General features: G+C 39.1%; 15 protein-coding genes. 8 read left to right on the forward strand and 7 right to left on the reverse strand.

Annotated features, from left to right (window positions below):
* The first annotated feature begins 129 nt into the window (after window positions 1-129).
* Together ACOZ9X_RS07375 and ACOZ9X_RS07380 are read left to right on the forward strand one after the other, a co-directional pair.
* Window positions 130-402 (forward strand): autorepressor SdpR family transcription factor, encoded by a 273-nt coding sequence (locus tag ACOZ9X_RS07375; protein WP_066394788.1) that lies wholly within the window; start codon window positions 130-132, stop codon window positions 400-402.
* On the forward strand, window positions 399-1,049 hold the full coding sequence (locus ACOZ9X_RS07380; protein WP_423417608.1) for an SdpI family protein: 651 nt from the start codon (window positions 399-401) through the stop codon (window positions 1,047-1,049). The genes ACOZ9X_RS07375 and ACOZ9X_RS07380 overlap by 4 nt, the downstream gene beginning before the upstream one ends.
* Before the next feature lie 45 nt (window positions 1,050-1,094).
* On the opposite strand, the gene ACOZ9X_RS07385 is transcribed toward ACOZ9X_RS07380, so the two are convergent.
* From ACOZ9X_RS07385 to ACOZ9X_RS07405, 5 genes are all read right to left on the reverse strand, one after another.
* Window positions 1,095-2,639 (reverse strand): SagB family peptide dehydrogenase, encoded by a 1,545-nt coding sequence (locus ACOZ9X_RS07385; protein WP_423417609.1) that lies wholly within the window; start codon window positions 2,637-2,639, stop codon window positions 1,095-1,097.
* A 31-nt stretch (window positions 2,640-2,670) separates the two neighbouring features.
* Window positions 2,671-4,611: a TOMM precursor leader peptide-binding protein gene (locus ACOZ9X_RS07390; protein WP_423417610.1), complete on the reverse strand. Its 1,941-nt coding sequence runs from the start codon at window positions 4,609-4,611 to the stop codon at window positions 2,671-2,673.
* Window positions 4,608-6,491 (reverse strand): bacteriocin maturation protein, encoded by a 1,884-nt coding sequence (locus ACOZ9X_RS07395; protein WP_423417611.1) that lies wholly within the window; start codon window positions 6,489-6,491, stop codon window positions 4,608-4,610. Before ACOZ9X_RS07395 ends, ACOZ9X_RS07390 begins: the two co-directional genes overlap by 4 nt.
* A 336-nt stretch (window positions 6,492-6,827) precedes the next feature.
* A complete protein-coding gene (locus tag ACOZ9X_RS07400; protein WP_423417612.1) occupies window positions 6,828-7,148 on the reverse strand; it encodes a hypothetical protein in 321 nt (106 codons plus the stop codon).
* A gap of 494 nt (window positions 7,149-7,642) precedes the next feature.
* Entirely contained in the window at window positions 7,643-8,527 is an 885-nt protein-coding gene (locus ACOZ9X_RS07405; RefSeq protein WP_423417613.1) for a DUF4240 domain-containing protein, read from the reverse strand.
* 199 nt (window positions 8,528-8,726) lie between these two features.
* Between ACOZ9X_RS07405 and ACOZ9X_RS07410 the strand changes: the two genes are divergently transcribed.
* The 6 genes from ACOZ9X_RS07410 to ACOZ9X_RS07435 all read left to right on the forward strand — a co-directional run bounded on the left by ACOZ9X_RS07410 (window position 8,727) and on the right by ACOZ9X_RS07435 (window position 14,146).
* A complete protein-coding gene (locus ACOZ9X_RS07410) occupies window positions 8,727-9,923 on the forward strand; it encodes a metallophosphoesterase (RefSeq protein WP_423417614.1) in 1,197 nt (398 codons plus the stop codon).
* 191 nt (window positions 9,924-10,114) lie between these two features.
* A complete protein-coding gene (locus ACOZ9X_RS07415; RefSeq protein WP_423417615.1) occupies window positions 10,115-10,756 on the forward strand; it encodes an HNH endonuclease family protein in 642 nt (213 codons plus the stop codon).
* A gap of 55 nt (window positions 10,757-10,811) precedes the next feature.
* Window positions 10,812-11,054: a hypothetical protein gene (locus ACOZ9X_RS07420; RefSeq protein WP_191755501.1), complete on the forward strand. Its 243-nt coding sequence runs from the start codon at window positions 10,812-10,814 to the stop codon at window positions 11,052-11,054.
* Between the two features lie 128 nt (window positions 11,055-11,182).
* Complete coding sequence (locus ACOZ9X_RS07425; RefSeq protein ID WP_423417616.1) at window positions 11,183-12,151, forward strand: arsenic resistance protein; 969 nt, start codon at window positions 11,183-11,185, stop codon at window positions 12,149-12,151.
* A gap of 246 nt (window positions 12,152-12,397) precedes the next feature.
* Window positions 12,398-13,141, forward strand: a complete 744-nt coding sequence (locus ACOZ9X_RS07430) for a sulfotransferase domain-containing protein (RefSeq protein WP_423417617.1) — start codon at window positions 12,398-12,400, stop codon at window positions 13,139-13,141.
* 186 nt (window positions 13,142-13,327) lie between these two features.
* The gene (locus ACOZ9X_RS07435; RefSeq protein ID WP_423417618.1) at window positions 13,328-14,146 is read left to right on the forward strand and encodes an STAS domain-containing protein; all 819 of its coding nucleotides are present in this window, start codon (window positions 13,328-13,330) and stop codon (window positions 14,144-14,146) included.
* A gap of 133 nt (window positions 14,147-14,279) precedes the next feature.
* On the opposite strand, the gene ACOZ9X_RS07440 is transcribed toward ACOZ9X_RS07435, so the two are convergent.
* The gene (locus ACOZ9X_RS07440; RefSeq protein WP_423417619.1) at window positions 14,280-14,660 is read right to left on the reverse strand and encodes a GNAT family N-acetyltransferase; all 381 of its coding nucleotides are present in this window, start codon (window positions 14,658-14,660) and stop codon (window positions 14,280-14,282) included.
* A 315-nt stretch (window positions 14,661-14,975) separates the two neighbouring features.
* Window positions 14,976-15,239 carry a hypothetical protein gene (locus tag ACOZ9X_RS07445; RefSeq protein ID WP_423417620.1) on the reverse strand — a complete coding sequence of 88 codons (264 nt, stop codon included), beginning with the start codon at window positions 15,237-15,239 and terminating at the stop codon, window positions 14,976-14,978.
* Window positions 15,240-15,284: the final 45 nt, after the last annotated feature.

Here is a 15,284-nt window from a genome sequence, read left to right on the forward strand (position 1 = left end):
TGTGCTTATTTTAATTGATCCAATTTTACTGTAATGATTGACACAAATGTAAAATAAACATATTATGTAATTAGATAGTTAGACACTTATCTAAATATCTAATAACGGAAAACATCCTGAGGTGACAAAATGTCTCTTAATGAAGCATTTAAAGCATTATCTGATCCGACTCGAAGACAAATCTTAACGCTGTTAAAAGAAGATGAACTAACAGCAGGAGAGATCGCTTCACATTTCGACATGCAAAAGCCGAGTGTGTCTCATCATCTAAAAATCTTAAAGCATGCTTCGTTAATCGATGATGAGAGAAGAGGACAGCATATCTATTATTCTTTGAACACAACGGTGTTTCATGAATTAATGAGCTGGTATTTCACGTTTACAACAAAGGAGGAAAAATGATGAAAAAGTATGGATGGAGTTACCTTCTTATTGCACTTAGTGTACTGGTCGGTGTGATCGCGTATCCTTATCTGCCTGATCAAATGGCGATGCATTGGAACATCAACGGTGAGGTGGATGGGTATTGGGATAAACTAAATGCCGTGTTCTTTTCACCAATTTTAATGATCGTTATGATGATGTTGTTTATTTACATGCCGAGAATTGATCCGAAGAAAGAGAACTACAAGAAATTTTCTGGCAGTTATCTCATTGTTATTACAATCATAAACGCGTTCTTCTTGCTTATTCAATGTGTGACTATCGGCTATAGTTTAGGTTTTAATATAGACATTTCATTAGTCGTAAATTTGGGGATCGGGTTACTTTTTATCGTACTTGGAAACTACTTGCCGCGAATCAAACACAACTACTTTATCGGAGTACGCACACCGTGGACGCTTGCGAATGAAAAGACGTGGAGAAAGACACATCAGCTTAGCGGAAAGCTCTTTGTAGTTGCAGGAATTCTGCTTGTCGCGATATCCTTTTTGCCGGGCGTTTATAAATTTACGGGCATGCTTGTTGTGGTTCTATCAACGGTTCTCATCACAACCATTGCTTCTTATGTTTTTTTCAACCGGTATAAGAATGTAGATAGCAACTAAATGTTCAACACACATCAAAGCCTGTGGCCCCATAGCCACAGGCTTTTACACATCCAAATGACTTTGTAATCTTGCTGGTGGCCTGTGGTAACCGATTGGAATCTGTAGTAAACTCGTTCTTTCATATTTTCCTAGTTGGAACAAGCCATCATACGAAGGAACATCAAACCCGAGAACAGGATGGCCGTTCATACTTTGTAGAGAGGCAGCGAGTAGCAGTTTATGAGCTAATATGCCCGTTTCCATGTGCTGAATCCGATGACCGCGATAACCGTACAGTTCCTGGTAGTGCTTTCTGCTGCCGCTAAAATTAAAAGAAAGTGGAATCTGAGCCATGTTAACAAAATCGGAAAGCAGACCATCTTGTAGAGCCATTCGATAATCACCTTGTGAGATCTGCTTTATCTTATGAGTAGATGTACAGACTTCATACATACCGTTAGAAAGTCCCTCTACACCATATGAAGTAAATCGAAGGGAAACACGGGACGTTAAGAGTGATATATCTTGATCAATATCGTTTCGATAGTGACTCATGAAAGTTAGTTCATTTAAAAGGTGTGAAATGGTTTCGAATTGTAGTGGTTTTAAAACAAAATCTTGTCCTGGGGAATATCGATGTCTGCATGCTTTTGAAAACGAATTAGATATATCGTTGGTTTGCGGTATTTTTACAAGAGGTGAAACATTATTTATTGAACGCTTTTTATCATTAGAAAAAGTATGCAACATACAAGCTTGATTTAATTTACGCAGCATTGGATAAGGATGAACAACCTTAGACTTCATGTAATGTTGAAGATGTATGGGCACAAGCTCTTCACATAGTTTTGCTGAGGTAGTCTGAACGTCTTTTATATCTTCAAACCATTTCATATTGTTGTCTATGGAGAGAGGAAGAACGGCATACACACTTTCCTCATCCTCATGAATCCCAAGTAGATGGTTGATTGCCCCATCTAAGAATTGATAATAAACGCCAGTCCCAAATTCCTTATGTTTTCCGACTTCTAACATCTGGCCAAGTAAAAAGCCTGCGTCGAGTCCTTGAAGACGGTAAGAGAAGTTGTGATATTTAAAGAAGTTTTTCCAAAAGAAAGTCGATACAAATACAGCTGCAAAACATTTTGACATATCGCAGCGATTTCCTAAAGCTTGATCCAAATAATCATCAAAATTCCCCTCACGCAAACAAATCAACGAATGATGTGCAGCATCGTAATGATAGATGCCAGTAGGTAGTTCGTGGAGCTTCACATATAGATACACTTCACTTGGATAGAGTGCACCTCCAGAGGGAGCGAAGCGGCGATAAGTCATCCACGTATCCACTGAATCCAAGGAAAGAAACGATTCACTCAACTGTGTAATTCCATAGGAATACGAAAGAAATTGACTTAGATCAGTTAGCGTTGGGTGAGTACTTGGTGAGAGGATATTAGAATGATTTCTAGTTAATTCAACTACAGGCAGATTTGCTGTGTACAATTTATAGGGAAGCGGGGCATCTTCCCAGTTTACCTCCCAATCAGGCGGAGTAATCTTCTCGGTCTCGTAATGAAGTCTGTATAAAAACTCATCGAGGTTCATGTAAAATGCCCCTTTCTTTCTTAGTACAGTTTTAAGGAAATGGGTGAGGGAGCGGGTTCAGTTCGTCGGGTGATAACGCTTGTTTCACATATCCGAGCTTCATCGGTACCGTGAGTACGCGGTCTAATCCTTGTAATCGAGTGAGATGATGTCCGAACGTCATCGGCAGCATGCCAGGAATGATCACTTTTACACAATGTAGACTGTTCCGTTTTAATTCTGGTCCCGTTTGATCCACAACGATTACTTCGAGATTTAGTTTCTTGAAGATTTTCAGCACACTATTTAGGTCCTCTAAAAGATCGTCAGTTTGACGAACCGGTTTGAACTCTTCTTCAAAATCACGCACCTTCCGTTTATCTAGTAAAAAGTACAACCTTTTCTCTGCTTCTTTTAAGCCGTAAACCATCGAGTGATCTTCCATATGACGAACAAGACTAGAGTCTTTAAACATCTTTTCGTACTTCTTCCGATCCTTCAAAAAGCTTTCTTCCATATTAAGAAGCATGCCCGAAAGTTCTTGAACAGCACCTTTGGCTGCTCTCAGTGGATCAAGATGGGCACCTGCTGCGCAAAGCAGATTCAAGCCATCGTTCTTCGTATTCTTTGCCATCGCCCAAATGCTTGGAATCCCGTTTTCAGTAGTGGCATTAAATAATTGAATCTCAAACCCTGTCACATGGAGGATGCGCTGAACCATGAGCTGAAGCTCCCAGTCATCTATTGATTTCATGTCAAGACGCGGAATAGGCAGTTCGCCGTACCACGTCATAAGAAACGCGTCACGCTCCACGATCTCGAAGATTCCATATAGAATGGCTTCCTCTAAGCTACCACCAACTGCACAGCCGTTTGAAGTTTCATAAACAAACCCTTCTCCGCCACCCATGCTGTAATAGGCGAATGATTCAGGTACTAATGTAGGCCGGTCCTTGGATAACGAATATCCCCACACCCAGTGGATCGGACGGTCTGGATCAAACAGTCGAAAAGGAAAATGGTGCTGACTGTATTGTTTTTGTGAATGAGTTCCAATTGATAGAGGATTCATCGCTACATTTTTCACTTTGTTGTAAGGTTCATAAACGATTGTACGTTTTCCTCGTGGCGCATAACCACAATACCGCTCAAGTCCTTCTAAAATACCCGCTTGTTCACTATGCAGATACGAATGTGTCCGGCCGGCATTCAGTTCGTTACCAGAGAGCAAAGGCAGGTTAACAACAGTGTCTGCGAAAGGTGAGATCAAGTCATATCGTTTAAAATTGAGAAGGCCAGTACGATTATCTAAATAATCTCGACTTAATACTTTCTGTAGCTCATCTATCGAACGACAACGATAAACGTCTCGTGAGATTTTAGGACTAGATTGAAGAGAAACCTTAGCATGATCATCGGTATCAAGTGGTATGTCACCACAAGTTTCACAATAAGGATCTGGTAAAAAGAAATGCTTTGAAAGTTTGAACGTTTGTAGGTTCATCAAGTATACGTGTACCCCAGTATGCGGAGTACCATCATGCAAAAAGCGCTCGACCTCATCACAAATGAGGGCAGCTGTCTGGTTGATTGCAAGATTAGTAGCCCAAACATCGCGCGGTAATTCTTGTTTTAATAATTGATCTTCTTTCATGTGAAAATGTATTCTACGGTCTTGGCCGGTCATGAAAAAGCGAAGATCCGCACATTGTGAGCAGCCTGGTTGATCTTGCTGAACGAGTGGACCAATATGTGCTTCACCAAAGAACACAAAACCACGCAGCCATGGCATATTGCAGTTTTGGAACAATTCTTCGGCTTTAACATGCTGAGCCGGATTCCAGCTATCATGAAGAACTAATGCTAGCTTTTCATTATTGATTACTGCATCTTCCACCGTTTTAAAACGAGAGATGTGACAGGTTTCATATAGTTGGTGGTAGACTTCATTTGCTAGACTACCATTTCCGATCAAAATGATTGTTTGAGTCATGATTGAACCTCCGAAGAGAGTGTGATTCCAAACAGGCCAGAAGTATTTTCGTTCAGAATGGACTCTGCATGTAGCGTGTAAAACTTTACGTTGCAGTTGTTAATTTTTAACGTTTGTAGAGCAGATGTTAAAGCTTTTGTTAGTGGTACTTCTTTTGTTTCTGAGAGGGTAATCGTTTGAAGTCGACTGGTTGGAATGGTGCTAGACGATATTATGCATTTCTTGCTAGATGCTTTTGCTTTATTTTGCCGATACATAAGAGCTCCTTGAAGTGCGTTTTGTAATGCACGGTTCTCATCTAGACCTATAGAGCCGAAACATTTACTATCCTGCTGAACCCATACCACCGGAAAACCATAAACATTCTTTCCTAAATAGAGTTTGATCTCATCAATCTCATCACCAAGCGTTGAAAGTGCTTGAATTAGGAAAGTGGAGTATGAGTCTTTAATAGAACTTACATTAATTTCTGCAGAAACTTGCATTTTGTTTTGAGATTTCATGAAGATTTCTTGCAGCTTGTTTTGCAGTGCTCTACACATTCCTTCAGCTGCAGATCGGCCGGTACCAACACTCTTAGCATCTGGAGAATTTTGAAATAACTTTTTCACATAGGTTTCAATTCCAGATAAACCTGCTTCTAGTCGGGCATCTTCGTGTGTTCTGCCTGAAACTGTGATAACTTCTGGTTCACTCTCACCAAAAGGGTCTGCCACTTTTACTTGGCACTGTGACAGTGGAAGCTGGGTTAAATCTTCTTCTTCAAACAAACGGAATAGTCCGGTTTCCCTTGATGTAATCTGATAAAACAACGAATACAGATCAAGTTCTCGGTTTGGTGAATCTTTTAAGAACAAGAGAGGGTCTTCGATCTGATCAACCTTCATTTTTTTGTTTACTAGAGGGTGGGGAGATACGTGATTCCAGCTTCCTTCAAATGTCTTCATATTCAATTGATAGATGTAGTTTTCTGGGTTTTCCTGTACACCTGTTATCTTTTTGAACAACATAAAAACAGCGACGTTCGCGATTAGGCTTGAAGCTGTGCGGGATGGAATGGATTTGTTTCCCTCGCTGCTTTTTGTTCCTAAACGTATAGAAGCTGTTTTCCAGCATGCTGCAGAATCAGATAACACAAATGGACCTACAAAAGCTTGATTGTTTTGTAATGTAACAGGTAGAAATGATTTTGATTGTTCCCTGCATATGTTTTGGACCATAAGGAGTTCTTCTGTGTTCTCATCTCCGTTTGCATAAAGAACATAATCAACGTTTGTTAGATCTTCTGTACAGCTGTTTTCATTAAAGGGTAAGAGTGTAATGAAAGATTCGGGCTCTTGCTTTTTTGTGGCCTTTATTCGCTCTTGCAGTTTTTTGGTTTCATCTTGGTTTACAGCCTTGTGAAATATTGTGAAAGCAGGAAGTCCTGATTGTAAAAGTGAAGCTGTAAGTGAAGTGAGAAGTGGACCACAGCCTATAACAGCGACTTTTGATTCATGATAATTTTGAAATCGATGCGCACCAGAGTGGCTAAGGTGATCAATAAATTCAATCTGTGATGCATATTTTTCTAAAAGAGCAGGGGGCAGCTGATGTGGAAGGTCCTGACTTGTATCCCGAACAAAACCATTTTTGTATAACACTTCAGCGATCTTAAAGACTTGCTCTTTATATGGATCAGGCAGTCCGTCCGTAATTTGCTCCATGGACCGGTTACCATCTAACATAGGAATTAATTTTTGCAGCCATTGATCGATCGTATCTCCGTTCATTTGTATAGAAGTCACGTTGTTACGGAGATAAACGCCGCCGTTATTTTGTGGATAGACGAACGTGTCTCGGTTGATTTTCAAACACATAGAGAGAGTGACGCCTGGCATAATACCCCTCCTAACCTAATGCTCATCATCTATTTCTATGGATTCTGCTTGTCCGTTATGTCACATTATTATTACGTAATTGAGTACCGTGAATATAAAAGCAATTACCGTGAATAAATAACTATTTACCGTGAATAAATTGCGGATTACCGTGAAATTAATTAAGATTACCGTGAATATATTTTTGTGTGTTATTTTGAAAAATACATTTGTAGAAATTGTCTATTTCAGGGGGACGAAATCATGATTGTTGCGGCATGATAAATTAAAATAGAGGACTGATGCTCAAAATCTTGAGCAAAGCCCCCTGAAATTTCTTCTTCGGTATATATCTTATTATCTGCCTCCGCAACGTCCGCCGCATCCACCGCAGCGTCCAGCGCAACCACCGCAACCACCACAACGTCCAGCACATCCGCCACAACCGCCACAGCCTCCACAACGACCAGCACAACCGCCGCATCCAGCACATCCAGCGCATCCGCCACAACCTGCGCAACCTGCACAAAAGTTAAAACAGATTCCGATTACACAGCCTGGAACGATAAGACGAGGGTCTTGTGCTTGCTGTTCTTGGGGATGATGTGGCTGACCGCCACTAACTTGAAAGTCTCCAGTACTTAATCCATCCAAATTCCATTGGTGTTTATTGTCCAATACAAACACCTCCTTGTTTTTTGTCAGATCTAGAACGAGTAGAGAGTCTCTGCTCAAATTCCTCATAATAAAATATGGATACAGTCTGTCCACCGTTACAGGAATGGGTGCTGGAAATAGAAACAGCCTGTGTTTGAGGTTAAACACAGGCTAGAATTAAATAAATGATTATAATGTGATGGTGATTGGCTATTTTTTGAGGGAAAGAGTTGCATGAAAGTCACTTTTTGCGTTTGAAAGAGAAAAGTGAGTTGTAACTAGAATGAAATATGTAATTAAGCTCTATTTTAGTGGCTTATTCGTATTAATTTTATATACCGTGCAGGGTATTGGACCACTTTATACATGAATATTATAGTATGATTTCAAAAATTTCTTCATTAATTCCACGAGATTGAACAATAATTCCACAAATTTCAATGATTTATCGACGAGTTGCTAAATATCGACAAATTCTGCATAGAATATACCCCTTAGGTAAACCACTTAGTAAGCTATTCCCACCCCTTGTAATTGGAGAATGTTTCATAATCACAACCAGTTTCATAATCGAAGTCTTTACCGGTGCGAAGCTCATACGCTTCAGAAGCTAGATCCAGTAGGGGTTCACATGTATCATTTTTAAGCATAAGAATAGGGTTCTGTAATACTAATTCATAAAAGTCTCTACCTTTGGTAATGACAGCGCATCGAAAATATAAAAATAAATCAGCCGAAAAATGCTCATTTTCGTCCTTGTAGGAATAAACTCCAATATTGCGTGCGTGTTCTTCTGTATCTAATTGAAAGAGTTTATAAGACAAGGTTTCTTCAAACTGCTTAATATTCCGTACACCAAGTCCTGCTAACTTCTGAATGGCAGTTTCTATATCCTCACCATCTACTAAAGAGATGATAGACCAAAACATTTCTTCACTCATCATTTTCTTAGGTGCTTGTACTTTAGCAAGTGATTCTCTAGCCATTCTTTCCTCATCTTGTCGAATTTCTATTTCAAAGTTCTCTCGATCATGTTCCCAGCGCCATTCATAATAAGCTTCTATTCCCGTGTCTTTATCCCAATCGCCACTATAACCGGGAAAGCGGCGTTCTTCTTTCATCTGAATATTACCAATAAAAATTAACTCTTTAGGTGGTTTACCATCAACAATCGATCCCGCCTTTTGCCCATCAAAGAAAAATCGATTTTGGACTAGCGTTTGTTTTAATTTTTTATCATCAATGTTAGGAAGTCTATCACTAATATAGGGAGTGGTTATGAGAGTTGTAGACCGATCTTGTTTGTCTATAATTCTGATTGCTCCATACCGGCCATCAGGCAACTTGACGGCATACACATTGCCAACAGAAATCGAAACATTTTTATTGAATTTAAACATACCAACCTCCAAATTAAACATTTTATGGTTAAGCCTATTATATATCCATTTCTTCAACTTTGTGGGGGCAACAATTTGTAAAATCTCACAGCCACTACTCTCACACAACATTTACACCAGTCAAACACTGCCTAAAAAAACCCTTGATACTCTTAATCTTGTAACAATCCAACATACATAAATACGGAGGGGGAGCAAAATGAGTTCTAAACAAGTGAATCGTCGCGATTTTATTAAGATCGGAGGAGCGAGCACGTTGGCATTAACACTAGGTTCGCTCGGTGATACATCTAACTTATTCACTGAAAAAGCCCATGCAGATCGAAAGGAAGAAAAAGTGTTAAAGTTTCATTCGGATGGGTCTTTCAAGGTCGTGCAGTTTAACGATACGCAAGACGATGAGCGGATCGACCGTCGTACGATTGAGTTAATTGAAAAAGTGCTAGATGCTGAGAAGCCTGACTTTGTGGTATTGAACGGAGATGTGATTACGGGTGGATGTGATTCGGAACTCGAAATGAACCAGGCGATGAACAATGTGGCTGGACCGATGGAAAAGAGAGGCATCAAGTGGGCCGTAACTTTTGGAAATCATGATGAAGATTCTACCCCAAAAAGCGGTGTGGATGAGAGTAAGATGCTAGCATTCTACCAATCTTACAAACACAATGTGAACGATAAGGGAGCGAAAAACATCACAGGGACCGGGAACATGAATCTTCTTGTTTGGGACACGAAAGGGAAGAAGCCCGCTTTTAATTTTTGGTTGATGGATAGTGGTAGATACGCACCAAAAGAGATTGCGGGTCAAAATTTTGATGGTTATCCAACGTGGGACTGGGTTCGCTTTGACCAAGTCAGCTGGTACAATGAAACGTCTCAAAAGATCGAAAACCGTTTTGGATTTAAGGTACCTTCTCTCATGTTCATACACATTCCGTTATGGGAGCACCGCTATATGTGGTATTCGAGTGTAGATGGCCGAACAGAAGCTGATCATGCACGTGCTAAAAACAAACATCAGATTACAGGTGAGAGAAACGAAGATGAATGTCCGGGTCCGATCAATTCTGGGTTATTCTCAGCGATGCAGCATCGAGGCGATGTAAAAGGAGTGTTCTGTGGACATGACCACATAAACACATACGCAGGAAACTACTATGGTATTATGCTTGGATATGGCGGAAGTGCTGGATTTGGAGCGTACGGACTTTCTGGTGAGGAGAAGAATCGACTTCGCGGAGCTCGTGTATTTAACTTGGACCTAAACCACGAGAATGTTTTAAAAGAAACACACATGGTGTTTGCGAAGGATTATGGCATCGATCTATCACCAAACGATCAAAGCATGGACCCTCTTCCTCTTCCAGGAGAAAAACAACCTGCGATGCAATAGTGGAATCATAAAACAAATAAATATATTTTACTATAATGGTTCTCAAGAAGAATTTTAGCCTTAAAAAACTAGACTATCCACCTATATCGTTGGTCTAGATTATGTTTAATTGCTAAATTCGTAATGCCAATCCGTAAAACATATTATAAAATTATAACGATTCAAAAAACTACATATTGGAGGATTTAAGCATGTTGAAGAAATCGATGTTGTGTTCGTTTGTTTTTACTCTGGTGATGTCTTTTGTGTTCGTTTCATCTGATGATAACCAAAAGGCATGGGCGCTGCCGCCAGGAACACCTACTAAATCTGCTGCACAATCTCAGTTGAACGCATTAGTGGTTAAGACAGAAGGTACAATGACTGGTTATTCCCGCGATCTGTTTCCTCATTGGTCGAGTCAAGGTGGAGGATGTGATACACGTCAAGTTGTTCTTAAACGTGATGCAGACTCGTTTAGCGGGAACTGTCCAGTAACATCAGGCAGTTGGTACAGCTATTATGACGGTATAACGATTACGAATCCATCTGATCTTGATATCGATCATGTGGTGCCATTAGCTGAAGCATGGCGTTCTGGTGCCAGCAGCTGGACGACAGATAAACGTGAGGATTTCGCCAACGACCTTACGGGACCTCAACTTATTGCCGTGACGGCAAGTTCTAACCGATCAAAAGGGGACCAAGATCCTTCAACTTGGAAACCTACTCGTACTGCAGCTGGGTGTGGATATGCAAAATGGTGGATTCAAACGAAGTACAACTGGGGATTAAATCTTCAATCAGCGGAAAAAACACAACTTCAAAGCATGCTTAACACTTGCACGTATTAATAGATGTAAAGTATAAAATATGTACCAAGTTTTTTAAAAGAAAGGAGCTACTCCAATGGAAGAGAAATCAACGGTCTTTACGGCAACTCATGGTGTAATGACTACAGAGGTCGGCGTGATCAGCGGGGAGCTCGAGCTTAAGACAAGTTGTAATGAAGAAGGTATCTTGAAGCTTGCTATCACATACGCGGGAGCGGCAGAGTGGTATACGCTTCCTGGTGAAGAATATCGATTGTACGATCCACGCGATCACGAGGTTATTCACCATATGCTGGCTAAAGTATTGGAACGCGCTTAAAACATTTAATAAACAACAGTGGACCGTCTGAAGGCAGGCGGTTCTTTTTTATTGTTTGCGAGAATGGTATATTAATAATTTGAAAAGTGATATGACATACTTAAAGCTTAAATAGAGGGAGGTTAGAGATGGTCACGAGGGAAGGTCTTGAAAATCAACAAATATGGATCTATGTTCTTTCTTTAATACTAGGTGCTTTCATCGGTCTAAGTTTTGAACGTTTTGGAACTGGACTTCAAAGGATGATTTCTCCACTAATCGTTATTCTTCTGTATGGGATGTTTGCACAAATTCCTTTTTTAAAGCTCAGAGAAGCTGCTTCAGACATCAGATTCATGTTCGCTTTATTAATCGGAAATTTTGTATGTGTTCCCATCGTTGTGTGGATCCTTACTTCCATTTTTCCACAATCCCCACCAATCCTTTTAGGGATTTGCTTAGTTCTCCTAACTCCATGTATTGATTATGTAATCGTCTTTACTCAATTGGGAAAAGGAAACGAAAAATTAATGCTAGCGGCAACGCCACTTTTATTTGTAGTTCAAATGGTCTTGCTTCCTCTATATTTGTGGTTATTCATTGGGGAAGAGATGATATCCGTTGTACGGATTCAGCCATTTTTAGAAGCATTTTTCATACTCATTGTGATCCCATTACTACTAGCAATCCTTACTCAATTGTGGGCGAAGAAACAATCGTTTGGTGATAAAACATTGGAACTTACAGCTTGGTTACCTGTTCCGTTCATGGCTTTCGTCTTGATCGCGGTGGTCGCTTCACAAATAGGAAAAGTCTACAATGATTTTGATATCATCATTAACGTGGTTCCGATTTACGTCTTATTCTTAATCATCATGCCACTTGTTTCTCGCTTTATTGCGCGGTCATTTTCTTTAAATATAGGTGCAGGAAGAGCACTGATATTTAGCATGGGAACAAGAAATTCACTCGTCGTTCTCCCGCTAGCGCTTGCATTACCAGAGTCTTGGCGAACATTAGCTGCAGCGGTAATCGTAACGCAGACGATCGTTGAATTGATCGGTGAATTGATCTATATAAAAGTAGTGCCAAAATGGATTTTTAGAGATTCGAAGTAAAATGATCACAGAAAAAAGGCAGGGAGTGTTTCCCAGCCTTTTTTCATGGTTTAATCTTGCTAACAATTAGGGGTTAAGGTCTTGCATTATAAGTTTCGTGCGTTGAATGATAAAAGTGTATGTATTCCGTAAATCTTTTTATTCTAATGAAAATATGTATAAGCAGGCGGTTGTACAAGCGGATTGAAAACGAACGAATAAGATATGAAAGGCATGTCATGTAAATAGAAAAGGTGATCGTTAAAAATGAGTAAAGCAATAAGTCCTTTTTTCTTTAATTCGTTTCCTAAGAGCGGGACACATCTTATGTTTCAAATATTAACAGGAATTCATCCCATCACATTTGATCAAAAACTACATCTATATGAAGGTATATCAGCACAATTAGCAGGACATCAGCGCGAGTTAGAGAAGCTAAAAGAAAATGAATTTTTGTCAGGTCATATTTATTATTCCACATCATGGGAGAAGCTTCTTCAAGATCTCGATATGAAACAAATTTTCCTCTATCGCGATTTGCGTGATGTGGTGGTTTCTTATAACTACTATATTGAGAAAGTAAATGCTCCACTTCATCAATATTATCAAAAAAAGCAATTGTCTAAAAAAGAACGAATGTTATCAATCATAAGAGGGATTCCTGAAGCAGGTCATCTGGGTATTCATGATTGGTTCTCGGAATTTAAAGGGTGGTTAACGGCACCTCACGTGCTTTCTATTAAATTTGAAGATCTGATAAGAAGTGAAGCTTCTCTAAACCAATCAGTTCATAAAATCGTACAGTTTATTACGAAAGGGGAACTTGAAAACCTTGATACCGTTATCAAACGTGCGAAAGAAAACATTTCTACTCAGGATTCAGCTACTTTTAGAAAAGGTAAAATTGGCAACTGGAAAGAAGAGTTCGACGATGAGATTATTACAGCTTTTAAAGAGACTGCTGGACAATTGCTTATTGAGTTAGGATATGAAAAGGATTTACTTTGGTAAAGAAATTTTTCTTGCTATTACTTGAAAAAATCGCAACAAAATTTGCTGCGGTTTTTTCTTTTTTTTAACGAAAGTACATACTTAAGTCATAAAACAGTTTTAAATACAAAATTTTTTCTTCCATCTTTTTTGAAAGTGGTACAATAGTACAAAAGTAGGTAAAAATTTCAAAAGGGAGTGAACACTATGGGTTTAGTCTTGGAGAAGGATTATATTAAATACTTTACTAATTACAGAGAAGAGTTCCAAGAATCTTTATTAGCTGAAGCCCGAAATGTTCGTGGGAAAATCGAAGAAATATTGGTGGTAGGTAATATCGATTTATTGTCTAATGCTCATAAACTTGTGATGTACACCATCCAAGGTAAAGACCGTGAATTAGAAGAATTCGCAAAATTTGAAGGTGTATCGTGGGCATCCCATAGTCTCACACTTGCATTTAAACTAGAATGGGTTCAAGCCATTCGAAGAACGGTTTGGAAATTTCTCCAAGAATTTAATAAATTAAATCATATTGATATAGAGGCTGAAAGTTTTTTTAATACGGAAAGACAAATTAATGACCGCATTGATAGATTCTTAAATGAACTATTCTTAAGTTACTCAGAGTACAAAAATAAGCTGATCGAGTCTCAGAAAACACTCGTTGAAAATCTTTCTGTCCCAATTATTCCGATCACATCGAAGGTTTGTGTGCTTCCGCTAATTGGCAATATTGATACATATCGAACAGACACGATTGAAGAGAAAGTTCTTTTGGAAATCAGCAGACTTCGCATTGGAACGTTAATTATTGATTTATCTGGTATTGCCCAAATGGAGACGGATACGATCGAACGGATCATGAAAGTTATGGAAGGTGCGAACATGATGGGTTGTGAATGTGTGATTACTGGTCTGCGTCCAGAAGTTGTACGTAAGATAACAAATATCGGATTATCTTTTGAAAGCAAAGCTCAGACAAAAGCTACACTTCAGCAAGCTTTAGAGGATTATCTAAGATAGAGAATTATTAGATACATAGTTGTAAAGAGTGTACATTACTTTATTAGTGTACACTCTTTTTTTGTATAATCTATTTTGATAGCGGGACTAGTTCTTTTCGAAAATGAATGTCAGCAGCATCAGGAGTAGGTAATTATTCCCAACGAAACAGTTCTTGGTATCCGTGACGTTCATAGAAACCTGGGGCTTGAAAGGTGAAAGAGGTCGTGAAGACGTGTGTGCAACCTCGTGTTATAGCTTCATGTTCAAAATCTTGGAGTAGTTGAGAACCTAGTCCGTCTTTTCGTACATCATCACGAACCCAAGTCATTGCAATACCAGCAGCTACGCCCCAAGTCCAACCACTCATACCGGCTGCAAGTTCACCATGTTTATCTAAAATTTGCACTGTTAATTCTCGAGCAGCAGGAGTGTTGATTGTCGCAGCAGTGTTCACTTTATCCAATTCATCAGAAAGCCGCTGATCTAACTCAGCATTTCCTTCACCAATTAACACCTCGTAATAATCATTCATTTGTTTCTTCAACTCCTCGATTTGTTTGATAAAATGTACGTTTATGTATATAAACAGTATATCAAATGGATAAATCGAGCGGTTAGGGGTAGTCGGTTTCAGATCTTAGGTTGTGCAGCTTCATTCAACAGTGAAAATCCATTAAACATAGGTGGTAAACATAACTTTACAGGTGGATAACACTTATTTAGCGGTGAACGTGTAAGAAATATAAAAACACGTACTGTGAATACACATATCAACTCCTAAAACGATAGCAAAACCCCCGATCACGATGGTCGGGAGTTTATATAAAAGAGTAATTATCCTTTGAGATTACTTCTTTTTGCTTTTTTTCTTACATTTTTTGTGCTTTTTATTGCAATCACATTTAGTTGGAGAACCAGGATCAATCACTTCTTTGATTACTTTCTCCTCATACACGTCACGGCGAACATATTTAATGTGTTCACGTTTTACACGAATGATAGGATGAACGAATGTGACTTCTTTCTCTTTGTATGAATCCTCAATAATATAAATAGGATCACAACAGATTACTTTTTTCTTCTTTTTCTTACAATGCTTGTCTTTACCCAAGATAGCACCTCCTACATTTCATACTTTAGTAGATGCAGTTGGAGG

The sequence above is a fragment of the Fictibacillus nanhaiensis genome (assembly GCF_049537595.1).
Lineage (GTDB): Bacteria > Bacillota > Bacilli > Bacillales > Fictibacillaceae > Fictibacillus > Fictibacillus nanhaiensis_F.

What these genes read in the sequence shown, in the direction of transcription:
- ACOZ9X_RS07375 (WP_066394788.1), top strand. Translation starts at nt 130, where the DNA reads ATGTCTCTTAATGAAGCATTTAAAGCATTATCTGATCCGACTCGAAGA.
- ACOZ9X_RS07380 (WP_423417608.1), top strand. Translation starts at nt 399, where the DNA reads ATGATGAAAAAGTATGGATGGAGTTACCTTCTTATTGCACTTAGTGTA.
- ACOZ9X_RS07385 (WP_423417609.1), bottom strand. Translation starts at nt 2,639, where the DNA reads ATGAACCTCGATGAGTTTTTATACAGACTTCATTACGAGACCGAGAAG.
- ACOZ9X_RS07390 (WP_423417610.1), bottom strand. Translation starts at nt 4,611, where the DNA reads ATGACTCAAACAATCATTTTGATCGGAAATGGTAGTCTAGCAAATGAA.
- ACOZ9X_RS07395 (WP_423417611.1), bottom strand. Translation starts at nt 6,491, where the DNA reads ATGCCAGGCGTCACTCTCTCTATGTGTTTGAAAATCAACCGAGACACG.
- ACOZ9X_RS07405 (WP_423417613.1), bottom strand. Translation starts at nt 8,527, where the DNA reads ATGTTTAAATTCAATAAAAATGTTTCGATTTCTGTTGGCAATGTGTAT.
- ACOZ9X_RS07410 (WP_423417614.1), top strand. Translation starts at nt 8,727, where the DNA reads ATGAGTTCTAAACAAGTGAATCGTCGCGATTTTATTAAGATCGGAGGA.
- ACOZ9X_RS07415 (WP_423417615.1), top strand. Translation starts at nt 10,115, where the DNA reads ATGTTGAAGAAATCGATGTTGTGTTCGTTTGTTTTTACTCTGGTGATG.
- ACOZ9X_RS07420 (WP_191755501.1), top strand. Translation starts at nt 10,812, where the DNA reads ATGGAAGAGAAATCAACGGTCTTTACGGCAACTCATGGTGTAATGACT.
- ACOZ9X_RS07425 (WP_423417616.1), top strand. Translation starts at nt 11,183, where the DNA reads ATGGTCACGAGGGAAGGTCTTGAAAATCAACAAATATGGATCTATGTT.
- ACOZ9X_RS07430 (WP_423417617.1), top strand. Translation starts at nt 12,398, where the DNA reads ATGAGTAAAGCAATAAGTCCTTTTTTCTTTAATTCGTTTCCTAAGAGC.
- ACOZ9X_RS07435 (WP_423417618.1), top strand. Translation starts at nt 13,328, where the DNA reads ATGGGTTTAGTCTTGGAGAAGGATTATATTAAATACTTTACTAATTAC.
- ACOZ9X_RS07440 (WP_423417619.1), bottom strand. Translation starts at nt 14,660, where the DNA reads ATGAATGATTATTACGAGGTGTTAATTGGTGAAGGAAATGCTGAGTTA.